The sequence below is a fragment of the Serratia sp. NCCP-200 genome (assembly GCF_059697885.1).
Genome location: NZ_BAAKUJ010000001.1, coordinates 143,753 through 163,304 on the forward strand (window position 1 = coordinate 143,753; position 19,552 = coordinate 163,304).

The following is a 19,552-nucleotide window of genomic DNA, read 5'->3' on the forward strand; positions in this document are numbered from 1 at the left end:
CAGGCAATCTGTCCTTTGCCGTTGACCAGTTCCTCGGGGGACCTAGGTAGTCATTCAGATTGTTCAGGTCGATATTTTCATATCGACCTTTCTGAGCTACCTTTATATCATTTCATTCACTTTATAGTTATAAATTCCTTTTTTATTATCATCTATTTCTTGATTGATTGAGATTTCAATTGCATACTCAAGAAGTAATTTCATAAAATGGTGGGGATCTTCTAAGATGTCACCAAATACTAACTTATGCAAAGCATCTTCAAAAGACTCGTCAGCATTCAAAAGATACTTCTCAAGCACGGTAATAGTTAAAAACATCCAAGCAGGGATGATGCCAGATCACTTTTTATATATTTATCAAATAATTTAAAAATGCTTGACTTATCGGAGAAATTGCATTCAAATATATCCTCACTCCACAGTAGTGATATTTGAGTTGAAGGGGCTTAACACCCCCCCTAAAAACCCCATCGCTTTCAGCCTTTTCTTTTTATTTAATTTCACTTTTACTGTCCCCGTTTAGGATGGCTGGTTAATGGACTGCCATTATCATCAATATCTTTCCCCATATGTTGAGGCCTTTTTGAAAGACTGTTGTCACCTCTTTGTTTCAATATCAATTTGGCGTGATAAATAGAGTTAAGCTGATCTCGTTGGCTTAAATATCGTTTCGGAGCTCTAGGGGACTTTCGCTTGCCCAGCTTTCGCGGCACTTTTATGTATTACTGCTTGATAAACCGGACTGTATCCAGTGACTGGAAAGATAAGTGATGTAAAAAGCCGGAACTATCAGAAGTTCCAGCATTCTCATCTACAACATAACTAATGAATTACGTCAAGTTATCATGAGAGCAGTGGGTTAACATTTATCTAATATTGTTTATTATTTCCCTTGCTTTATAAGTCAAAACAAAACAATCCTCCAGTGGTTCTCCATCTAACGCCCAGTATTCAATTAACTGAAAATGCTTCTGGTGATTATTTGAAAGCAAATCTAATGCTTTAACGATAACTTCATTATTAGTATCCATTCCCATACTTAAACAATCATTAGTAACATCGAGTATCAATTGCATCAGCAAATCTCTCTCTGATTCTGAATAATTATCATTTGAGTAAGTTAAGATATATTTGTTCAGATATTCCTCGGTACGAAATTCCTCAGGTAATTCATATGTCCAATCTTGAGTAAAATCATCCCCGCAAGGTAAGCCAAGATCTCTGCATATCCGTTCTATTGAGTTCATTTTTTGCAACTTTATAATTTTTTTTGAGATGTGTTAAGTTATATAGCAATGACGTTATGGCAGAGCCAGAATATCAATCTGGTGTGACTGTAAGCATGATATCCGACAAGGTGATTCGGTGTGGCAAAGGAATATACTTATATAACAAAAAAGATATAAGGCCGAAAAAATCTTAACCTCCGGCCTTTCTAATCACTTAAGCATATACAACTTCGCACTGACCTATCACATCAAAGACATGATCATAAGTACTTAAAATGTAATTGTTATTTCCTCCTGAAACAATCAAATCAAAACAAGACTTCTTTATCAACTGATAGTCTGATTCATCAATCATTATTATTTTTAAGCTCTTTATGTTTTTGAATTTAAAACAAACTAGAGCTTCAATATTACTTTCTGTGGGCGGCTGACAAAAAGACAGATCAAGTAAAGCATTCACCTCAATGCTCATGGGGTACATATCTAACTTGACATCCTTTAATATTAGCGCATCTCTTCCATGTATTGTCCCGTACTGAGTTTTAATTGCTCTGTTTTCCATTTTTAATTCCTCACCCTTATATTTTTCCCACCTGTTTTAGTGGAGAACCTGTCAACTAAATTAATCCCTTTCAAATCATCCGGTGTTGCCCATCGTGTTGGAATTTGGGATATTCCAGCCTCCTTAGCTGCATATAACCTTCTGTTGTCTAAAGAAAATACTGAATGTTTGTGCGCTCCTTGTGACAATAGTTTTTCTTGGACTTCAACAGGGAGATCCACCATCCTCACTCTTCTTATTGGCTCAACTTGATTGATATATGAAGGATCATTTTTCAATCTAAATATTAAATCATTAATTTTATTACCGTCACTAAAATGTGGATTAATACTATCTTGAGAGTACTGGATAGTTTTAGGATTTATGAACTTAATTGATGGCGGACAATCTCCCAACGCATTCGCCAACCCCAGCGGATCCACCCACCCGGTAGGGTTAGGCACGTACTGCGTCTGGTTTAGCCCACCAGCCAGCCCAATTGGGTCAGGCGTGATAAACCTTGCGGTCTCCGGCGAGTAATAACGATACCGGTTATAGTGCAACCCGCTTTCTGCATCGAAGTACTGCCCCTGAAAACGCAGTGGTTGCGGCACAGATTCAACGAACGCTACCGCCAGATTGCCGTAGGCGCGGTACGCCGCGCTCCAGGCAATCTGTCCTTTGCCATTGACCAGTTCCTGCGGGGTACCCAGGTGGTCATTCAGGTAGTAGTAAATCTCCGACTTGCGTCCTTTACCCAGTAACTGCGCCAGCGGCACAAAGCTGCCGGGGCTGTACAGGTAGCTTTTATAGGTCGCCAGGTGCGCCGGTTTTGGATCGTCCGCTGTGAAGATATTATCATCGTCGGCGCATTCTGCCACCATCCGCTCACCCTGCCAGAAGAACCGGGTTACGGCATCAGGCCGTTGGGCTAGCAGGTCCTGCTTTTGGATGCGTCGACCAAAGGCATCATAGGTATAGGCAAAATGGGTTTTCTGCCCCTGGCGTTGTTCAATGAACTCCACCAGCCGGTGCTGGCAGTCATAACGGAACTCCCGCACCCACAGTGGCTTGGTGCTGCGCACTTCACGTGTCAGGTTGCCAAACTCGTCATACTCGAACCGCACATCGCCTTTCTGCTTCAGCAGGTTGCCACGCACTTGTGTTCCACGGGAGGCAGCATCGTTCCCCAATACGTTACCCGCTGCATCGTGCGTAAATTGTTCACTGATACCCCGCCAGCGCAGCGCCTGCGGCAAGGCTTCGGGGTAGGCTATCGGGTGGTGCAGCGCTTCGGTCAGGCGATGTTGCTTATCGTAGCGGTATTCCCGGTTGCCCTTGTGCGGGTCGAGGATCTGCGTCAGGTTGCCTGCCGGGTCGTACTCGTAGCGGCGCTGCATCACCGGCGTCACGTCTGGGGCGTCACCCTCCATTTCTGCCTGTACCACGGCGGTAGCCCGTTGATGGCGCAGGCGTTGCTGCGCGTCATAATCAAACTCGCTGACCACCTCACCGGTGATGCGCCGGGTTTCCCGCTCGCCGCGATACTGGTGTTCACTGAGTATGCGGCCATTCAGGTCAATGCGTGAGACTTGCCCCTGTTGGTAGTGGTAAGCCAGCAGGTTGCCATCGGGCAGGCGTTGGCGTGTCAGGTTGCCCGCGCTGTCATAGCCGTAAAACAGGCTGGCAAAGCCCTGATACTCCTCCGTCAGTCGACCAATTTCATCGTAACCGTATGCCAGCGGCCAATGCCCGTCATCCACCAGGCGCAGGCGGTTAAAACTATCGTAGGCGTAACTGACTTCCTTGCCGTCCGGCAATACTTTACGAACTAGCCTCCCGGCAGCATCCCGCTCGTAGCGAGTCACCAGCGCGGTCTGTTCACTCTGGCTAGTGCCGTACTCGGTGCGCTGGGTCAGGTGCCCGTTAAGGTCGTAGTTATAGAGGAAGTGGCGTCCGTCAACGGTGTGCTCTTCACTCACCAACCCGTTGGGGTGATAGTCCAGCCGATGATGTTCACCGTTCTGGTTGATGATGTCGCTGACGAAGTTCTTCGGGTTGTCATAGCGGTATTCCACCTGGCTGAGGTCGGGGTAAATGACTCGGCTCACCAAATGGGAGTTTGGATGGTATTCGTATTGGGTGGTCAGCCCCTTTTCATCACGCTCGCTGGTCACCTTGCCGTAGGCGTTGTACCGGTAGTGGCGCACTGAGCCGTCAGGCGCGTGAATAGCCTCCAGCCGGTTGGCGGCATTCCAAGTATAACGGGTACCGTTTACCCCCGCCTCGTCCAGTGGGCTGTCGCTGTGCCGGATCACTTGCCCCAGCAGGTTGTAGCGATAATAGTGGGTCAGCCCGTTGCGCTGATGGTGTTCCAGAACCTGGCCAAAGGCATCGCGGACAAAGCGCTCGCGGCTGCCATCCGGGTATTGCACCTCGTTGAGTGCCCCTTGCGCAGACCACAGGTAGTGGCAGGTATTGCCCAACGCATCGGTTTCTTCCGTCAGGTTGCCCTGCGTATCGTAGCGATACCGTTCACGGATCTTGTCCTCCTGATCGAGGCTCCAGGTGGTTTTCTCTACTACTCGGCCCCGCGAATAACGGTATTGGGTCTCTTGTCCGTCAGGAGTGCGCACCCAAGTGCACTGTAGTTCACCGTTATAGCCATATTCGGTGCGGTTGCCCAACGGATCGGTTTCACTCAGCAGCTCACCGCGTTCACCGTATTCGTTGTGGTGAATCGCCCCGTCTGGGTCGACCTTCTTTATCAGGCGGCGAAAGCGGGTGTCATGTTGCCAGGTCTCCCGTGAACCGTCCTGATGGACCAGGGTGACGGCCCCGGGTTGCTCATCCCACAGAAAACGTTGGTCAAAGTTAGGCAGGTTGCTCCAGTGGCGCACCGCACGAGCTTGTTTGCCTTCCCCTTGCCATTCCCAATAAAACTCAGCCCCGCCGGCCAACTGCCGCAGGCTGAATACATAGTCATCACGATACTGATAGCGCTCGGCTTCCCCGGCTGCATTGATAGCGGCACTCAGTTGCCCCCGCTCATCGTACTCATAGGTCATCAGTGGATGGAGAGCCTCTTCCCGGCCCGATTCTGGGGTCAGGCTCAACTGCGTCAGGCGCCAGCCTTGAGGGAATTCCTGATAGCTGAACTGCAAGGCAGCACCAGCCGGATGTTCCAGCCGAACAGGTAAGCCATCGTGATAGTGCAGGGTCAACCGCAACTGGCGGTGTGAAAGGCCGGTGATGCGCCCGGTCGTTTGCCCCGTAACCCGATGCACATGCAACACCCAGCCTTCCATGCTACCGGCCATCAGGCAGTAGCTGTCAGGTTCCTTGTCCAGATAGGCGGCGGCCCCGGCTACATAATTAAGCCCACTTGGGGAAACTTCGGTAGGTAACGGCAGAATGGTGGTGAGGGTCTGGTGATCGGTCCAGTGCAGTTCATCATCGATAAACTCGACGGTATGCTGCAGGCTATGGCTCCAGCCAAAACCAAACACCGACGTGCGTTCGACCGCGGTGGTGCGGTACTGACGCTGGAAGATAAAGGGCGTCAGGCCAATCAGTTGCCCATCGTCCAGAGTAAGCAACTCTTCGCCGTTGATCAGCGAGACCGGGCAGCCGGTGCCGGGGGTGCACTGCGAGTTCACCGTGGGCTGGTCAGCCGCATTTGTCGCGGGGTTGTTTTTCACCGTGCCTGAGTTATCCACCAGTCCAGTATGGTTTGACGAACCCAGCTGGTTTTTCCGATCCTGTTTCAACTTGGCATTGGCCTGGCGCTTGAGGTTCAGTTGGCGGGTCTTCTCAAAGAACCGTTTGACCAGTTCCAGGGTGGCAAACAGAATCGTCTTCAGCCCCTGCCAGACAGACTGCAATGCGTTGCCCAGTTTCTTGAGCAATCTGCCTACCTTATAGATCAGGAACGCCACGCCCAACCCGGCGGTCACCAGGGTCAGCAGCGCCCCGAAGACAATACCGACCAACGCATCGCTGATAATGGACCCCCCTATTTTTACCATCGGTTCCAGTAGTGCGCCCCAAGGGTACATACGCACTTGCAGTTCCACTGAGCGCATAAACAGGTACAGCGCAGCTTCATCATTGAACAGCGCCAACAGCTCGCGGGCCATCTGCTTGCTGCCTTCCAGCAGCGACTTCAGCTTCTGTTCATCTACCTGGGTGATCAGATCCTTATACTTACCCGCTTCCGCATAGATTTTCTGCCCGTACTTTGCGGGGTCGGTGATCACGTCGTAGGCCAGTTTCACGTCGTCCCACAGCCCAAACATGCCGTCGTACAACCCAGAGCCCAGCGCAGTCAACAGGCCGGCATTGATTGGACTCAACTGCCACTGCGGCCTGTAGGTCTGCCATTGCGTTGACAAGGTGTCGTACATCTCCAGCATCAGGCCGTCATAGGCTTGCAGCATCTGGTCATTGTGCTGCTCCAGCTGGGGATCGGTGGCTTTAACGTAATATTTCTTGCCCGCAGTCAGACCAGGGAAACGGGCTATGCCTTGCTCATCGGTTTGCTGGGTAGCCACCTTGGAGTCAAAACCAAAACTGACATCTTCATAGATCTCAATGGTTACATCGGGGATAGGCAGTTCAAGCGTGGACTCGTAGGCGAGAGCCACCTTGATCTCGCCACTCTTCGGGCAGGTCACTACGCTACTCTCAAAGCTGCGATCGTTTTCCGAGACCACGGTCTTGTTGTCGTTGAGCCGCAGAGTTTTTTCCATCCCCAGCGTCGGCCCACCTAATCGCCCCGAAATGCTGCTGGCCGTGGCCCACTCCTTGACGATCTGCCGATACTCTTGGGTGATCAGGGTCTTGTTTTTGAAGCCCAGCAAGGCATTGTCAATACTCGCAATATATTCGGTCGTCATAGTCCATTACTCACGGTCGAAAAGAGGAAACGTTGAAGGTGATCACCTCGAACGGATTGGTACGGCGGCTTAGCGCATCTACCAGGGCCTGGGACAACCGGGCGGTTCGCTTCTTCGGATCTGGCGTCTGTTGCCAGACCTGTGGGTAAAGCCGCAGCGCTATCTGGCGCAGAACCGGTTCTGGCACGGCTTGATAGAGTTCAAACTCATTCTCGCGCAGCCAGGTCAGCTGGTTGGCGATCAGCGGCTCCGGATCTTCATCCAGCAGAGCATCCACCATCCCTTGGGGCACCTGCCACCAGGGGCTGATCTGGGCCTGCGCAGAAGGATCCACCGGGCAGGTAAAACCCTCGCCGTTTACCCAGTAATCGGAGAATACCGGCAGGATAGAGCGCCACTCATTGCCAAAGTAGCGCAGGTAAGCTGGCAGATAGCGCCCATCCCAATAGCGGAAAAACACCGCTTTGCCGCTGGGCATGATCACCTGTGTCAAACCGGCAAGGTGGACCGCCAGGGCAGCCTGCGGCAACGGCGAACGTGCCAGCCAGCCCCAGTTGCGTAAAGGGGTTTCTGCCACCCAGCGTAAGAATGGGCTGCCTTCGTTTAGCTGCACCAGTACCGGCATCACTTCAAACCAGTTGGCATAGGGCGTATTGGCGTAAAGCCCGTGCGGCGTGCGGCTGCCGTCCTCACGGTAATAGGCCTTGATGCCTTGCGCACCATGGGTATTGGCCAGGATGGCATACAACGGTGTACCCGCCGTGTTTCTTACCCAGTCCTGTACGGTCTGTTGCATCTCTGTACCTCCTTGAAGATGACGCAAATAGTGAGTCCACTGATGCGATCAACGTACACTTTCCATAATTAACAACGTGAATGAACAGCTATGGCTGCCAAAAAAGGTATTAGCCTGACGGGAGTATGGCGAGAGTGGCGGGTCAGATTACTGGCGAAAATACAGCGGGATGCTGAAAGCTGGATCATCCTTGCGCTCCATGCAAAGTCCTTATCAATGGGGCGTAGATTTACCACAATGTCGGTTTAAAAACGATAGTGGAAAGGGGAATAACATTAAGGAAATTGTAGGTTTTAGATTGAGGTCAAATCCGTTGAGGATTTTCGCGGGTACCGTTTCTTAGGCACCCGCACTTATCGCGCAAAGTAATCAATAACATTCGTACCTGATAATGTTATCAAGACACTAGGATGTTACAGCACCTTATGCGGGCCGAAGCATTCGTAGTGGATACGTTCGGCCTCCACGCCCATCTCAAGCAACTGCTTACCCACGTGCTGCATAAACGGCACCGGGCCACAGAAGTAGTAATGCATCTGTGGATCGCTTAACTCGCTACGCAATGCGCTCAGATCCATCAGGCCCTGGCTGTGATAATCGCGGCCCTGCACATCATCGGCATTGGGTTCACGGTACCAGACATGACGGCTCAGATTAGGCATACGCCCGGCGATATCCGCCACTTCGTCGGCAAAAGCATGCACCGCACCGTTTTCTGCGGCATGTAACCAGTGGATGTTGGCCGGATGCTGATTGTCGTGCAGGGCGTTAAGCATCCCCAGCATTGGCGTTTGGCCAACGCCTGCCGAGATTAATGCCACTGGCGTAGTCGGTTCTACCTGCAGGAAGAAATCGCCGTGTGGTGCCGCGAGATGAATGATATCGCCTTCTTTGGCCTGCTGATGCAGGAAGTTGGAAACGGCGCCCTGTTCCTCACGTTTGACCGCGATACGGTAATATTCCCCGTTCGGTGCGGTGGTGAGTGAATATTGGCGGATCTCCTGATGTTGCAGGCTGTCATCGTTAATATAAACCGCCAGATACTGGCCTGGCTGATAATCGGCCACGCGACCACCGTCTACTGGAGCCAGTACAAAGCTGGATATGACCTCGCTCTGAGGCTGTTTTTTCACGATGCGGAAGGCACGCAAATCACGCCAGCCACCGTCACTCTTTTCCGTTTCCTGGTAGATCTGGCCTTCACGTTGAATAAACACGTTGGCCAGCACCCCGTAGGCTTTTCCCCAGGCATCAAGCACTTCCTGGCCAGGGCTGAGCATTTCGTCCAACGTGGCTAACAGGTGGTGGCCGACAATCTGATACTGATCGGGCTGGATATTGAAGCTGGCGTGCTTCTGGGCAATGCGTTCTACCGCAGGCAGCAGGGCGGCCAGGTTTTCCAGATTGCTGGCGTAAGCGCAGATGGCATCGAACAACGCCTGGCGCTGATCGCCGTTACGCTGGTTGCTCATATTGAAAATATCCTTCAATTCAGGGTTATGGGCAAACATGCGATCGTAGAAGTGGGCGGTCAGTTTGGGGCCGGTTTCGGCTAACAGGGGAATGGTTGATTTAACGGTGGCGATGGTTTGACTATCCAGCATGGTGATACTCCTTGGCGGGCGTTTTATGTTTGTCTAATAGGTGTATTTTAAATGCATCTTATAAAATTACCCCGTGCTTGTAAATATCCCTGTTATTGTTATGGGGTTGTTAACCGTCGATCGCCTTCACAGAACATGAAAAAAGCGCATTTTGTTGATGAGTAAAACTCCGTTGCCAAAATGTGGCCTTTAAGGGTTCAAAGCCTTACGCCACGTGATGCCAATCGTTTGCGTAAAAACCTCTGTCAAGACCTATCTTCGATAGGCCGAAACGGTTTACACTGTTGCCCAGCACCCGTAGGGGTAAATTAAGTTAGCTGATTTCAGTCAGGAGATGCCGGATGTTAAAGCGTGAAATGAACATTGCTGATTATGATGCCGAACTGTGGCATGCAATGGAGCAGGAAGTCGTGCGTCAGGAAGAGCACATTGAGCTGATTGCGTCTGAGAACTACACCAGCCCGCGCGTGATGCAGGCCCAGGGTTCCCAACTGACCAACAAATACGCAGAAGGCTATCCGGGCAAGCGTTACTACGGCGGTTGCGAATACGTTGATATCGTTGAACAACTGGCGATCGATCGCGCCAAAGAGCTGTTCGGTGCCGACTATGCCAACGTGCAGCCACACTCAGGTTCCCAGGCTAACTTTGCCGTTTATACCGCGCTGCTGCAGCCGGGCGACACCATCCTGGGGATGAACCTGGCACACGGCGGCCACCTGACGCACGGTTCACCGGTGAACCTGTCCGGTAAGCTGTATAACGTGGTGCCTTACGGCATCGACGAAACTGGGCAGATTGACTATAACGATCTGGCCAAACAGGCGCAGACCCACAAACCAAAAATGATCATCGGCGGTTTCTCTGCCTTCTCCGGTGTGGTTGATTGGGCAAAAATGCGTGAAATCGCTGACAGCATCGGCGCTTATCTGTTCGTGGATATGGCACACGTGGCGGGCCTGATTGCCGCTGGCGTTTACCCGAACCCGGTTCCTCATGCCCACGTTGTGACCACCACCACCCATAAAACGCTGGCGGGTCCGCGCGGTGGCCTGATCCTGGCCAAAGGTGGTGATGAAGAGCTGTATAAGAAGCTGAACTCTGCCGTCTTCCCTGGCGGCCAGGGGGGCCCGCTGATGCACGTGATCGCCGGTAAAGCGGTAGCGTTGAAAGAAGCGATGGAGCCTGAGTTCAAGGTGTACCAGCAGCAAGTGGCCGATAACGCCAAAGCGATGGTGAAAGTGTTCCTGGAGCGCGGTTACAAAGTGGTTTCCGGCGGCACCTATAACCACCTGTTCCTGCTGGATCTAGTAGATAAGAACCTGACCGGTAAAGAAGCCGATGCCGCGTTGGGCCGTGCTAACATCACGGTTAACAAAAACAGCGTGCCAAACGATCCGAAGAGCCCGTTTGTGACTTCTGGCATCCGTCTGGGTACTCCAGCGGTGACTCGCCGTGGCTTTAAAGAAGCCGAAGTGCGTGAACTGGCTGGCTGGATCTGTGACGTGCTGGACAACCTGAACGACGAAGCCACCATCGAACGTACCAAGAAGAAAGTGCTGGATATCTGCGCTCGCTTCCCGGTTTACGCCTAAGTACTTCGATTGCTTTGCAGATAAACCCGCCTCGGCGGGTTTTTTTAGCATTGTTGCAGTTAAACTGTGAACTGCTTTGCACTCTAGCCCTTTGAACATGAATGAAGATTGCTGCAAGGTGTGAGCTCTGTCAAAGTATTGCCCTCATCCTGGAGGGAACATGGTTCTGCAATCAACGCGTTGGCTCGCTCTCAGTTATTTCACGTACTTCTTTTCCTATGGCATCTATCTCCCGTTTTGGAGCGTTTGGTTAAAAGGTGAGGGTATACCGCCTGAAACCATTGGTATCTTGCTCGGCGCTGGCCTGGTGGCGCGCTTCCTTGGTAGCCTGCTGATTGCTCCACGCGTTAAAGATCCCTCCTATTTAATCACCGCGTTGCGTTTGTTGGCATTGCTCTCCCTGGCGTTTGCCGTCGGCTTCTGTTTCGGTAATGGCTGGGCCTGGCTGATGCTGGTGATCGCCGGTTTTAACCTGTTCTTCTCCCCGCTGGTGCCGCTGACCGATGCGTTGGCTGCCACCTGGCAACGGCAGATCACTCTGGACTATGGCCGGGTGCGGTTATGGGGATCGCTGGCCTTTGTGATCGGCTCGGCGCTAACCGGCAAGCTGGTGTCTGTTTGGGGGCATAATGCGATTTTGATCAGCCTGTTGGTCAGCATCCTGGCGATGCTGGTGGGCATGTTGCTGAAACCGAGCGTGCTGCCACAAGGTGAATCTCGGGCGCAGAACGAACCTGGCCGCTCCTGGCGAGAACTGCTCAGCGAAGGGCCTGTCTGGCGTTTTCTGCTGTGTGTGACGCTGTTGCAAGGGGCACATGCCGGTTATTACAGCTTTGCCTCCATCTATTGGGAAGAGGCGGGTTACTCTGCGGCAACTATCGGCTACCTGTGGTCTTTGGGCGTGGTCGCTGAAGTGGTTATCTTTGCCAGCAGCAATTTCCTGTTCCGCCGTTGGAATGCGCGTAATCTGCTGTTACTTTCCGCCGTGTGTGGTCTGCTGCGTTGGGGCCTGATGGCAACCACGACGGAAATCGGCTGGCTGCTGCTGGTACAGGTGCTGCACTGTGGTACCTTCACGGTCTGCCATCTGGCGGCAATGCGCTTTATTGCGGCGCGTCAGGGAGCGGAAGTGATTCGCCTGCAAGCGGTTTATTCGGCGCTGGCGATGGGCGGCGGCATTGCAGTGATGACCGTAGTGGCGGGTTTCCTGTTTGAGCACTATCAGGGCGGAGTGTTCTGGGTGATGGTCGCGGTGGTGGTGCCAGCGTTGTTTATTCGCCCACCGGCGGTGGCGGTTAGCTATAGCCGTTAATGGCTTTCCAGCAGCGCACGGATCGCCTTGCGCTGCTGACGTTCCAGCGGCAGTTCGGTAATAATCAGCGTGGGGGGATGCTCCTGGCTTGGTGTGGCGTAGGGGCTAATCACCAGCGTAATCCCTTGCGGTGCACCAGCAAGCAGGTAGTCGTGTAAGGGCTGATATTTGATATTCAATGGCAATAGCGTCAGTTCGCGGATCTGATATTCCACTTCTTCTTCCAACTGCGGGTTATCCAGCGTCAGCAACAGTATCTGCTTTTCATGCAGCGCGTTACCCTGCATCAACCAGGCACCAAAGCTGATTGCCACTAGCCCTGCTTCTTCCCGCGAAAATTGAATCTCATATTCCTGTTCAAACGGCGCTAACGCCTCCTGCGTAGTGCGCATCAGACGGGGATATTTACGGACCACCTCTTCTAGTAGCGTATTGTCGATGCCGATAGCAAACCGGCAGCGTTCTACTGCAGGGGCTAAATGGGCAAACAGCTGGCTGATTAACCCCTCCTGGCTGCTGAAATGCATGCCGGAGATCTGCTGGAAGCGTTCCACCACCTGCCCAATCGCCGCCATCAGGCGTTGGTCCTCTGGCGAATCGCTGCTCTGGTAGCTGTGACTTTTCAGCAGGGTAAACATCAACGTAAGGAAATCACATTCCCTATTGTCATCGGGCTGGTCAAATAGCTGGTTCAGCGCTTGATGCAGTTCCGCTGCCGCCAGGTGCTCTGGTTTGGTTTGCAGCCACTCATGCTGGCGGCGATCAAATTGAGGATGGCGCTGATGCTGGCTAGCCCAGACGCAATAACAAAGATAGTGTTGCAAAAACAGTCGGTCACGCTGCTCAAAGCGGCGGTTAAGGCGCTGTTCACATTGGTTGATGCACAATGCCAGAGCCGGAAGCTGTGGGTGCTGAAGTTGCATCGCCCGCTGAAACTGAGGGCCAAAGTGTTGCTCGACAAACTCAGGGCTGCAACGCAAGGCTCGCCGTAGCCATTGGAGCAGACACAAGCGAAGATCCAGCGCGCTGCCCTGGATCTGGTAGCCTTCGTCGGGATCGCCGCTGATTTCCAGATGATGGAAATGCTGGATCTCGCTGGCAACCTCGGCTATATCTTGCCGGGTAATGAGCAGGTCTACGCCGTTGATTTGGCCAATTGTGTCTAGTTGTACCGAGGGTACTGGCGCATACAGCATCAGCAGTAAATGACAGCGCCGTTGTTGACCTGAAAACTCAGGCGCAGAAGAAGTCTCCAGGCTCATATCACCTTCTGGCAGGTCGTGTTTAAATTATGTTTAAGCATAGCAAAAGGCTCTGCGGGGCGTGGCAGTTGCCCCTGCTTTTACTTCGGCTTACTACTTTCGTCACAGTTATTCGGCTTGTTAACGCCGGTTGAGGTTTGATTGATGTTATATTATAACAATAGAAAGTATGCTTGGATGATGAAACTCCGTGGCCTGGTGGCCTGCTTGCTAATGATGACCTGCATGGGCGCACTCGCCCACCCACACAGTTTTATCGATATGAACACCACCTTTGTGGCTAAGGATCAGAAGCTGACCGGTTTAAAAATGGTTTGGGTAATGGATGAGATCACCTCGGCGGATCTGCTGTATGACGCAGAAAATGCCAACAGCGATTCAGAAGTCTGGAAAAAACTGGCGGCGGAAGTAATGGCTAACGTCCTCGGGCAGCACTATTTCACCGATATTTACCGCGCAGGCAAACCGGTGAAATACCTCAATCTGCCAACCGAATACCATCTATCCCGGCAGGGCCATAAAGCCGTGCTGGAATTTGTGCTGCCGCTGGCGGAGCCACAGCCGCTGGTGGGAGAACCCTTTGAGATTGCCACCTACGATCCCACCTATTTTGTGGACATGACCTATCAGGATCAAAAGGCGCTGCACTTGCCGCCAGAGATGGCAAAGCAGTGCAAATTCAGCCTGGTGACGCCAAAGCCCGATTCGTCATTACAAGCTTATGCATTGTCTCTCGATAAGAACGACTCGCCCGGTGAAGATATGGCATTAGGGCAACAGTTTGCCCAGCGGGTGACGTTAACATGTCAATAAACCTCAGCCAGACCAGCAAACCTCAGCGCCATTGGGCCTTCAGCCTGTGGCCGCTGTTGCTGTTCTTCATTCTGCTGGCGGCGGTGGCCCAGTGGGTTTGGCATTACTGGCCGCAGCTGTTGATGCAAAGCGTGGTGTGGCAGAAAGGGTTACATCAGGAAATGGCGGCCTTGCTGCAACAGGTCAAGGCGGCTCCCCAGCAAGCGGGAGTGGCGCTGATGCTGTTCAGTCTAGGCTATGGCGTATTGCATGCCCTGGGGCCGGGCCACGGTAAAGTGGTGATCGCCACCTATCTGGCTACCCACCCGGCACGGTTGAAAAGCAGCCTGAAGCTGACGTTTGCCGCCTCTGTGGTGCAGGGATTGGTCGCGATTGCCCTGGTCACGCTAGTGCTGGTGGTGCTGCAACTTTCTTCCCGGCAGTTGCATCAAAGTAGTTTCTGGCTGGAGAAGGGCAGTTTTATTCTGGTGATCCTGCTCGGTGTCTTGCTCAGTTGGCGGGCGTTAAAGCGCTTGTTTATGGCGGTGAAAGCCATGCGGCCTCGGCCTGCGCTGCGCATCAACAGCTTGCAGCCTCTGACTGCCGATCATGTCCATAGCGCGAATTGTGGTTGTGGCCACCGGCATTTGCCGAGCGATGAGGAACTGCAAGCCGGCAATGATTGGCGCACCAAAACGGCGATTGTGCTGGCAATGGGGCTGCGGCCTTGCTCCGGGGCGATCCTGGTCTTGCTGTTTTCCAAGGTGATCGGTGTTTTTACCTGGGGTGTGTTGTCGGCACTGTCCATGGCACTAGGTACCTCGATCACGATTTCCGGATTGGCGCTGTTGGTGCATTACAGCCGTAAGCTGGCGATACGCATCAGCCGCCAGTGCGCACCGGCGGCCTGGAGTGCGGTTGCTTGGGGCTCGTTGGCGTTAGCCGGAGGTTTAATTCTGCTGTTTGCCGGTGTGCTACTGTACGTCAGCGCTCAGCCGGAATTTGGCGGCGGGATACGGCCTTTTGCCCGCTGAGGAAAAAAAAAGCGCTGCAAATGCAGCGCCTTGATTTTCAGCTGAGTTATTAACGCTTCAGCGCTTCACTCAGTTCTTCACGCATATTGGAAAGCAATGCTTTCACCACACGTGGGTTACCGGCAACCACGTTGCCAGAGCTGAAGTGGTTATGGCCGCCAACGAAGTCGGTGACCAGGCCGCCAGACTCACGTACCAGCAGTTCGCCAGCAGCAAAGTCCCAAGGCTTCAGGCCAATCTCAAAGAAACCATCAACGCGGCCAGCGGCAACGTAGGCCAGATCCAGCGCGGCTGAACCGGTACGGCGGAAGTCGGCACATTGGGTGAACAGTTTGCCCAGCACGTTGATGTAAGCCGGTGCGTGCTGTTTGACTTTGAACGGGAAGCCGGTCGCCAGGATGGTGCCATCCAGATCTTTGGCATTAGTACCGCGCAGACGGTAACCGTTGAGCTGTGCGCCCTGGCCACGGGTGGCAGTGAACAGTTCGTTGCGCATTGGATCGTAAACCACGGCCACTTCGGTACGGCCTTTAATGCGTACGGCGATGGAAACGGAGAAGTGTGGCAGACGTTTGATGAAGTTGGCGGTGCCATCCAGTGGATCAATCACCCATTGTACATCCTGATCTTCACCGGTTAACTCACCGCACTCTTCACCAATAACGGTGTGTTTCGGGTAAGATTTACGGATGATTTCGATGATCAGACGCTCAGCCTCGCGATCGACGTTAGTGACAAAGTCGTTAGAACCTTTTTGTGTCGCTTCTACAGCGTCTGGAGTCTCGTAATTTTTGGCAATCAGGTTGCCAGCCTTGCGCGCAGCGCGCACGGCGATAGTCAGCATCGGATGCATGGGTATCTTCCACAGGATGTTAAAGAACAGGAAACGGCGCGAAGTATAGCAGGTGTTCGGCAAAATACCTACGACTGTGTTAGGATGCTACGATTTTCCGCAACGCTCAGAGTTTGTATGCTGCACAATATCCGCATTGTTCTGGTTGAAACCTCTCATACCGGCAACATGGGCTCTACTGCCCGTGCCATGAAAACCATGGGGTTAACCAACCTTTATCTGGTCAATCCACTGGTGAAACCCGATTCCCAGGCGATCGCCCTGGCCGCAGGCGCCAGCGATGTGATTGGCAACGCCACGATTGTCGATACCTTTGATGAAGCCATTGCGGGTTGCCGCTTGGTAGTGGGCACCAGCGCTCGCTCGCGCACTCTCCCATGGCCGATGCTGGAACCCCGCGAATGCGGCGTGCGCGCGGTACAGGAAGGCGAGCAGGGGCCGGTTGCGTTGGTCTTTGGCCGTGAACGCGTTGGGCTAACCAATGACGAATTACAGAAATGCCATTATCATGTCGCCATTCCTGCCAACCCGGATTACAGCTCGCTGAATCTGGCCATGGCGGTGCAAATCCTGGCGTATGAGGTTCGCGTTGCCTTCCTCGATCGCCAGCAGGCTGATGCCGCACCGGTGGAAGAATCGCCGTATCCTCTGGTGGATGATATTGAACGCTTCTATCAGCATCTGGAGCAGACTTTGGTGCGCACCGGCTTTATCCGCGCCGCCCATCCAGGGCAGGTGATGAACCGTTTACGCCGCCTGTTTGCCCGGGCACGCCCGGAAGCGCAGGAGCTGAATATCTTGCGTGGTATGCTGACCTCGATCGAGAAACAGGATAAACAGCAAGGTAATTAATTTTGCTGTCACTCGCAGTTAGGCAAGATACTATTGCTTATCTGCGGGTTATAAGGTGTATTTTATATGCATTGGATAGCAAAGCGCACAAAAAGCACGAATACTTGAGTGAATTAGTAGGTTAAATAGTTGACTGATTTACTCGGGAATGTCAGAATTTGGCCCATGTTTGACCAACAGGTAACCAATTAGCTATGAGACTGACATCCAAAGGCCGTTATGCAGTAACTGCCATGCTCGACGTGGCATTACACTCCCAGGAAGGGCCGGTACCACTGGCGGATATTTCCGAACGCCAAGGTATCTCGCTCTCTTATCTGGAACAACTGTTTTCCCGTCTGCGTAAGAATGGCCTGGTGGCCAGCGTGCGTGGGCCAGGCGGTGGTTACCTGCTGGGCAAAGACGCGGACGCTATCGCCGTAGGCGCGGTGATTTCCGCCGTCGACGAATCGGTAGACGCAACCCGTTGCCAGGGTAAAGAAGGCTGCCAGGGGGGCGATCGTTGCCTGACCCATACCCTGTGGCGCGATCTGAGCGAGCGCATCAGCGGGTTCCTGAACAATATTACGCTGGCCGAACTGGTGAACAACCAGGAAGTGCTGGACGTGGCAGACCGTCAAAATAGCGATACGCGCCGCACGGCCAACGGTCGTCTGCAAGAAACGATCAACGTTAATCTGCGCGCATAAGCAGCTGACGACTAATTTATTGGTTTTTGGAAGTGATGTACGGAGTACAAGAGCAATGAAATTACCGATTTATCTGGACTACTCGGCCACGACTCCGGTCGACCCGCGTGTTGCCGAGAAGATGATGCAGTTTTTGACCCTGGACGGCACTTTCGGTAACCCGGCCTCCCGTTCCCACCGTTTCGGCTGGCAGGCGGAAGAGGCGGTTGATATCGCCCGTAACCAGATCGCTGGACTGGTTGGTGCGGACCCGCGTGAGATCGTGTTCACCTCAGGGGCGACCGAATCCGATAACCTGGCGATCAAAGGCGCTGCCAACTTCTATCAGAAGAAAGGCAAGCACATCATCACCTGTAAAACCGAACATAAAGCCGTGCTGGATACCTGCCGCCAACTTGAGCGCGAAGGTTTTGAAGTCACCTACCTGGCACCGCAGAGCAATGGGATCATCGATCTCCAGGTTCTCGAAGCCGCGATGCGTGAAGACACCATCCTGGTTTCCATCATGCACGTGAATAACGAAATTGGCGTGGTGCAGGATATCGCCGCCATCGGCGAAATGTGCCGGGCGCGTGGCATCATCTATCACGTCGATGCAACCCAGAGCGTAGGCAAACTGCCTATCGACCTGAGCAAGCTGAAAGTGGATCTGATGTCCTTCTCCGGTCACAAGATTTATGGCCCGAAAGGCATTGGTGCCCTGTATGTGCAGCGTAAGCCGCGCATCCGCATCGAAGCCCAGATCCACGGCGGTGGCCATGAGCGCGGTATGCGTTCTGGTACCCTGGCAGTGCATCAGATCGTTGCCATGGGTGAAGCCTATCGTATCGCCAAAGAAGAAATGGCCAGCGAAATGGCACGCCTGCGCATCCTGCGCGATCGTCTGTGGAACGGCGTGAAAGATATGGAAGAAGTGTATCTGAACGGCGATCTGCAACACGGTGCACCGAACATTCTCAACGTCAGCTTCAACTATGTTGAAGGTGAGTCGCTGATCATGGCGTTGAAAGACTTGGCGGTTTCTTCAGGCTCAGCCTGTACTTCTGCCAGCCTTGAACCTTCCTATGTGCTGCGTGCACTGGGTATGAGTGATGAGTTAGCGCACAGCTCGATCCGTTTCTCCCTGGGGCGTTTCACCACGGAAGAAGAGATCGATTACACCATTTCGTTGGTGCGTAAATCCATTGGCCGTCTGCGCGATCTCTCCCCTCTGTGGGACATGTTCAAGCAGGGCGTGGATATCAACAGCATCGAATGGGCACATCATTAATTCTCAGGATCCAGGAGCAACGTCATGGCTTATAGCGAAAAAGTAATCGATCATTATGAAAACCCGCGTAACGTAGGGTCGTTTGATAACGAAGATCCTACCGTCGGTAGCGGTATGGTAGGGGCACCGGCCTGCGGCGACGTGATGAAGCTGCAGATCAAGGTCAACAACGAAGGCATTATTGAAGATGCCCGTTTCAAAACCTACGGCTGCGGTTCCGCCATCGCTTCCAGTTCGCTGGTCACCGAATGGATGAAAGGCAAGTCTCTTGATCAGGCCGAAGCGATCAAAAATACCCAGATCGCCGAAGAGCTGGAGTTACCTCCGGTTAAAATTCACTGCTCAATTCTGGCCGAAGACGCCATTAAAGCAGCGATCGCCGACTACAAGAGCAAGCACAGCGCCAAGTAGTTATTATTGAGTCAGTTAGCCCGCCTTGCGGGCTAAGATTGAAGAGGTTGTTATGTCGATTACCATGAGCGACAGCGCCGCGCAGCGGGTTCAGGCATTTTTGGACCACCGTGGCAAAGGTCTCGGCCTGCGTCTGGGCGTGCGAACTTCCGGCTGTTCCGGAATGGCGTATGTGCTCGAATTTGTTGATGAAACGAACGACGATGATATCGTTTTTGAAGACAAAGGCGTCAAGGTGATCATTGACGGCAAGAGCCTGGTCTATCTGGACGGTACCGAGCTTGATTTCGTCAAGGAAGGTCTGAACGAAGGCTTCAAGTTCAACAACCCGAACGTCTCAAGCGAGTGCGGCTGCGGCGAGAGCTTTAACGTCTGACAGTCCATCGTGCTCCCCCGTGACCCACGGGGGAACCT

Annotated in this window: 17 protein-coding genes; 9 read left to right on the forward strand and 8 right to left on the reverse strand. The window is 52.8% G+C overall.

Translation table 11 applies throughout. The annotated features are described in order from the left end of the window. Positions 1-102: 102 nt before the first annotated feature. The 6 genes from AC6HVW_RS00700 to hmpA all read right to left on the reverse strand — a co-directional run bounded on the left by AC6HVW_RS00700 (position 103) and on the right by hmpA (position 9,068). On the reverse strand, positions 103-282 hold the full coding sequence (locus tag AC6HVW_RS00700) for a hypothetical protein (RefSeq protein ID WP_137751187.1): 180 nt from the start codon (positions 280-282) through the stop codon (positions 103-105). A gap of 584 nt (positions 283-866) precedes the next feature. Next, positions 867-1,247, reverse strand: coding sequence for a hypothetical protein (locus AC6HVW_RS00705; protein WP_071683925.1), 381 nt, complete (start codon positions 1,245-1,247; stop codon positions 867-869). Between the two features lie 196 nt (positions 1,248-1,443). Further along, positions 1,444-1,791, reverse strand: coding sequence for a hypothetical protein (locus tag AC6HVW_RS00710; protein WP_059201538.1), 348 nt, complete (start codon positions 1,789-1,791; stop codon positions 1,444-1,446). A 2-nt stretch (positions 1,792-1,793) separates the two neighbouring features. Continuing rightward, on the reverse strand, positions 1,794-6,668 hold the full coding sequence (locus tag AC6HVW_RS00715; RefSeq protein ID WP_497569222.1) for an RHS repeat-associated core domain-containing protein: 4,875 nt from the start codon (positions 6,666-6,668) through the stop codon (positions 1,794-1,796). A gap of 10 nt (positions 6,669-6,678) precedes the next feature. Next, positions 6,679-7,464, reverse strand: a complete 786-nt coding sequence (locus tag AC6HVW_RS00720) for a DUF4123 domain-containing protein (protein ID WP_071683923.1) — start codon at positions 7,462-7,464, stop codon at positions 6,679-6,681. A 413-nt stretch (positions 7,465-7,877) separates the two neighbouring features. After that, positions 7,878-9,068, reverse strand: a complete 1,191-nt coding sequence (hmpA, locus tag AC6HVW_RS00725) for an NO-inducible flavohemoprotein (RefSeq protein ID WP_497569223.1) — start codon at positions 9,066-9,068, stop codon at positions 7,878-7,880. A gap of 341 nt (positions 9,069-9,409) precedes the next feature. On the opposite strand from hmpA, the gene glyA reads away from it, so the two are divergent. Both glyA and AC6HVW_RS00735 read left to right on the forward strand, forming a co-directional pair. Further along, the gene (gene glyA / locus AC6HVW_RS00730; protein ID WP_024529358.1) at positions 9,410-10,663 is read left to right on the forward strand and encodes a serine hydroxymethyltransferase; all 1,254 of its coding nucleotides are present in this window, start codon (positions 9,410-9,412) and stop codon (positions 10,661-10,663) included. A gap of 160 nt (positions 10,664-10,823) precedes the next feature. Further along, positions 10,824-11,975 carry a 3-phenylpropionate MFS transporter gene (locus tag AC6HVW_RS00735; protein ID WP_497569224.1) on the forward strand — a complete coding sequence of 384 codons (1,152 nt, stop codon included), beginning with the start codon at positions 10,824-10,826 and terminating at the stop codon, positions 11,973-11,975. Here the strand turns inward: AC6HVW_RS00735 and csiE are convergent. Beyond that, positions 11,972-13,237 (reverse strand): stationary phase inducible protein CsiE, encoded by a 1,266-nt coding sequence (csiE, locus tag AC6HVW_RS00740; RefSeq protein WP_497569225.1) that lies wholly within the window; start codon positions 13,235-13,237, stop codon positions 11,972-11,974. The genes AC6HVW_RS00735 and csiE overlap by 4 nt on opposite strands. A 144-nt stretch (positions 13,238-13,381) precedes the next feature. Between csiE and AC6HVW_RS00745 the strand changes: the two genes are divergently transcribed. Together AC6HVW_RS00745 and AC6HVW_RS00750 are read left to right on the forward strand one after the other, a co-directional pair. Continuing rightward, entirely contained in the window at positions 13,382-14,050 is a 669-nt protein-coding gene (locus AC6HVW_RS00745; RefSeq protein ID WP_438272281.1) for a DUF1007 family protein, read from the forward strand. Further along, positions 14,041-15,063 carry a nickel/cobalt transporter gene (locus tag AC6HVW_RS00750; protein ID WP_497569226.1) on the forward strand — a complete coding sequence of 341 codons (1,023 nt, stop codon included), beginning with the start codon at positions 14,041-14,043 and terminating at the stop codon, positions 15,061-15,063. Before AC6HVW_RS00745 ends, AC6HVW_RS00750 begins: the two co-directional genes overlap by 10 nt. Before the next feature lie 49 nt (positions 15,064-15,112). Here AC6HVW_RS00750 and suhB read toward each other — a convergent pair whose 3' ends face one another. Then, entirely contained in the window at positions 15,113-15,916 is an 804-nt protein-coding gene (gene suhB / locus AC6HVW_RS00755; protein ID WP_021178863.1) for an inositol-1-monophosphatase, read from the reverse strand. 117 nt (positions 15,917-16,033) lie between these two features. On the opposite strand from suhB, the gene trmJ reads away from it, so the two are divergent. The 5 genes from trmJ (at position 16,034) to iscA (ending at position 19,514) form a co-directional block, all read left to right on the forward strand. Then, entirely contained in the window at positions 16,034-16,768 is a 735-nt protein-coding gene (trmJ, locus tag AC6HVW_RS00760) for a tRNA (cytosine(32)/uridine(32)-2'-O)-methyltransferase TrmJ (RefSeq protein ID WP_021178862.1), read from the forward strand. Positions 16,769-16,962: 194 nt separating this feature from the next. Then, positions 16,963-17,457, forward strand: coding sequence for a Fe-S cluster assembly transcriptional regulator IscR (iscR, locus tag AC6HVW_RS00765; RefSeq protein WP_021178861.1), 495 nt, complete (start codon positions 16,963-16,965; stop codon positions 17,455-17,457). Between the two features lie 55 nt (positions 17,458-17,512). Beyond that, positions 17,513-18,727: an IscS subfamily cysteine desulfurase gene (locus AC6HVW_RS00770; RefSeq protein WP_071683918.1), complete on the forward strand. Its 1,215-nt coding sequence runs from the start codon at positions 17,513-17,515 to the stop codon at positions 18,725-18,727. Between the two features lie 24 nt (positions 18,728-18,751). Continuing rightward, positions 18,752-19,138, forward strand: coding sequence for a Fe-S cluster assembly scaffold IscU (gene iscU, locus AC6HVW_RS00775; protein ID WP_004952090.1), 387 nt, complete (start codon positions 18,752-18,754; stop codon positions 19,136-19,138). Positions 19,139-19,190: 52 nt separating this feature from the next. Continuing rightward, positions 19,191-19,514: an iron-sulfur cluster assembly protein IscA gene (gene iscA / locus AC6HVW_RS00780; RefSeq protein ID WP_021178859.1), complete on the forward strand. Its 324-nt coding sequence runs from the start codon at positions 19,191-19,193 to the stop codon at positions 19,512-19,514. Positions 19,515-19,552: the final 38 nt, after the last annotated feature.

Bases quoted from the DNA above. Each gene is read 5' to 3' on its own strand.
- csiE (WP_497569225.1), bottom strand. From the start codon at position 13,237: ATGAGCCTGGAGACTTCTTCTGCGCCTGAGTTTTCAGGTCAACAACGG.
- hmpA (WP_497569223.1), bottom strand. From the start codon at position 9,068: ATGCTGGATAGTCAAACCATCGCCACCGTTAAATCAACCATTCCCCTG.
- AC6HVW_RS00705 (WP_071683925.1), bottom strand. From the start codon at position 1,247: ATGAACTCAATAGAACGGATATGCAGAGATCTTGGCTTACCTTGCGGG.
- suhB (WP_021178863.1), bottom strand. From the start codon at position 15,916: ATGCATCCGATGCTGACTATCGCCGTGCGCGCTGCGCGCAAGGCTGGC.
- AC6HVW_RS00720 (WP_071683923.1), bottom strand. From the start codon at position 7,464: ATGCAACAGACCGTACAGGACTGGGTAAGAAACACGGCGGGTACACCG.
- AC6HVW_RS00745 (WP_438272281.1), top strand. From the start codon at position 13,382: ATGTTATATTATAACAATAGAAAGTATGCTTGGATGATGAAACTCCGT.
- AC6HVW_RS00735 (WP_497569224.1), top strand. From the start codon at position 10,824: ATGGTTCTGCAATCAACGCGTTGGCTCGCTCTCAGTTATTTCACGTAC.
- glyA (WP_024529358.1), top strand. From the start codon at position 9,410: ATGTTAAAGCGTGAAATGAACATTGCTGATTATGATGCCGAACTGTGG.
- iscU (WP_004952090.1), top strand. From the start codon at position 18,752: ATGGCTTATAGCGAAAAAGTAATCGATCATTATGAAAACCCGCGTAAC.
- AC6HVW_RS00715 (WP_497569222.1), bottom strand. From the start codon at position 6,668: ATGACGACCGAATATATTGCGAGTATTGACAATGCCTTGCTGGGCTTC.
- AC6HVW_RS00750 (WP_497569226.1), top strand. From the start codon at position 14,041: ATGTCAATAAACCTCAGCCAGACCAGCAAACCTCAGCGCCATTGGGCC.
- AC6HVW_RS00710 (WP_059201538.1), bottom strand. From the start codon at position 1,791: ATGGAAAACAGAGCAATTAAAACTCAGTACGGGACAATACATGGAAGA.
- AC6HVW_RS00770 (WP_071683918.1), top strand. From the start codon at position 17,513: ATGAAATTACCGATTTATCTGGACTACTCGGCCACGACTCCGGTCGAC.
- iscA (WP_021178859.1), top strand. From the start codon at position 19,191: ATGTCGATTACCATGAGCGACAGCGCCGCGCAGCGGGTTCAGGCATTT.
- iscR (WP_021178861.1), top strand. From the start codon at position 16,963: ATGAGACTGACATCCAAAGGCCGTTATGCAGTAACTGCCATGCTCGAC.
- trmJ (WP_021178862.1), top strand. From the start codon at position 16,034: ATGCTGCACAATATCCGCATTGTTCTGGTTGAAACCTCTCATACCGGC.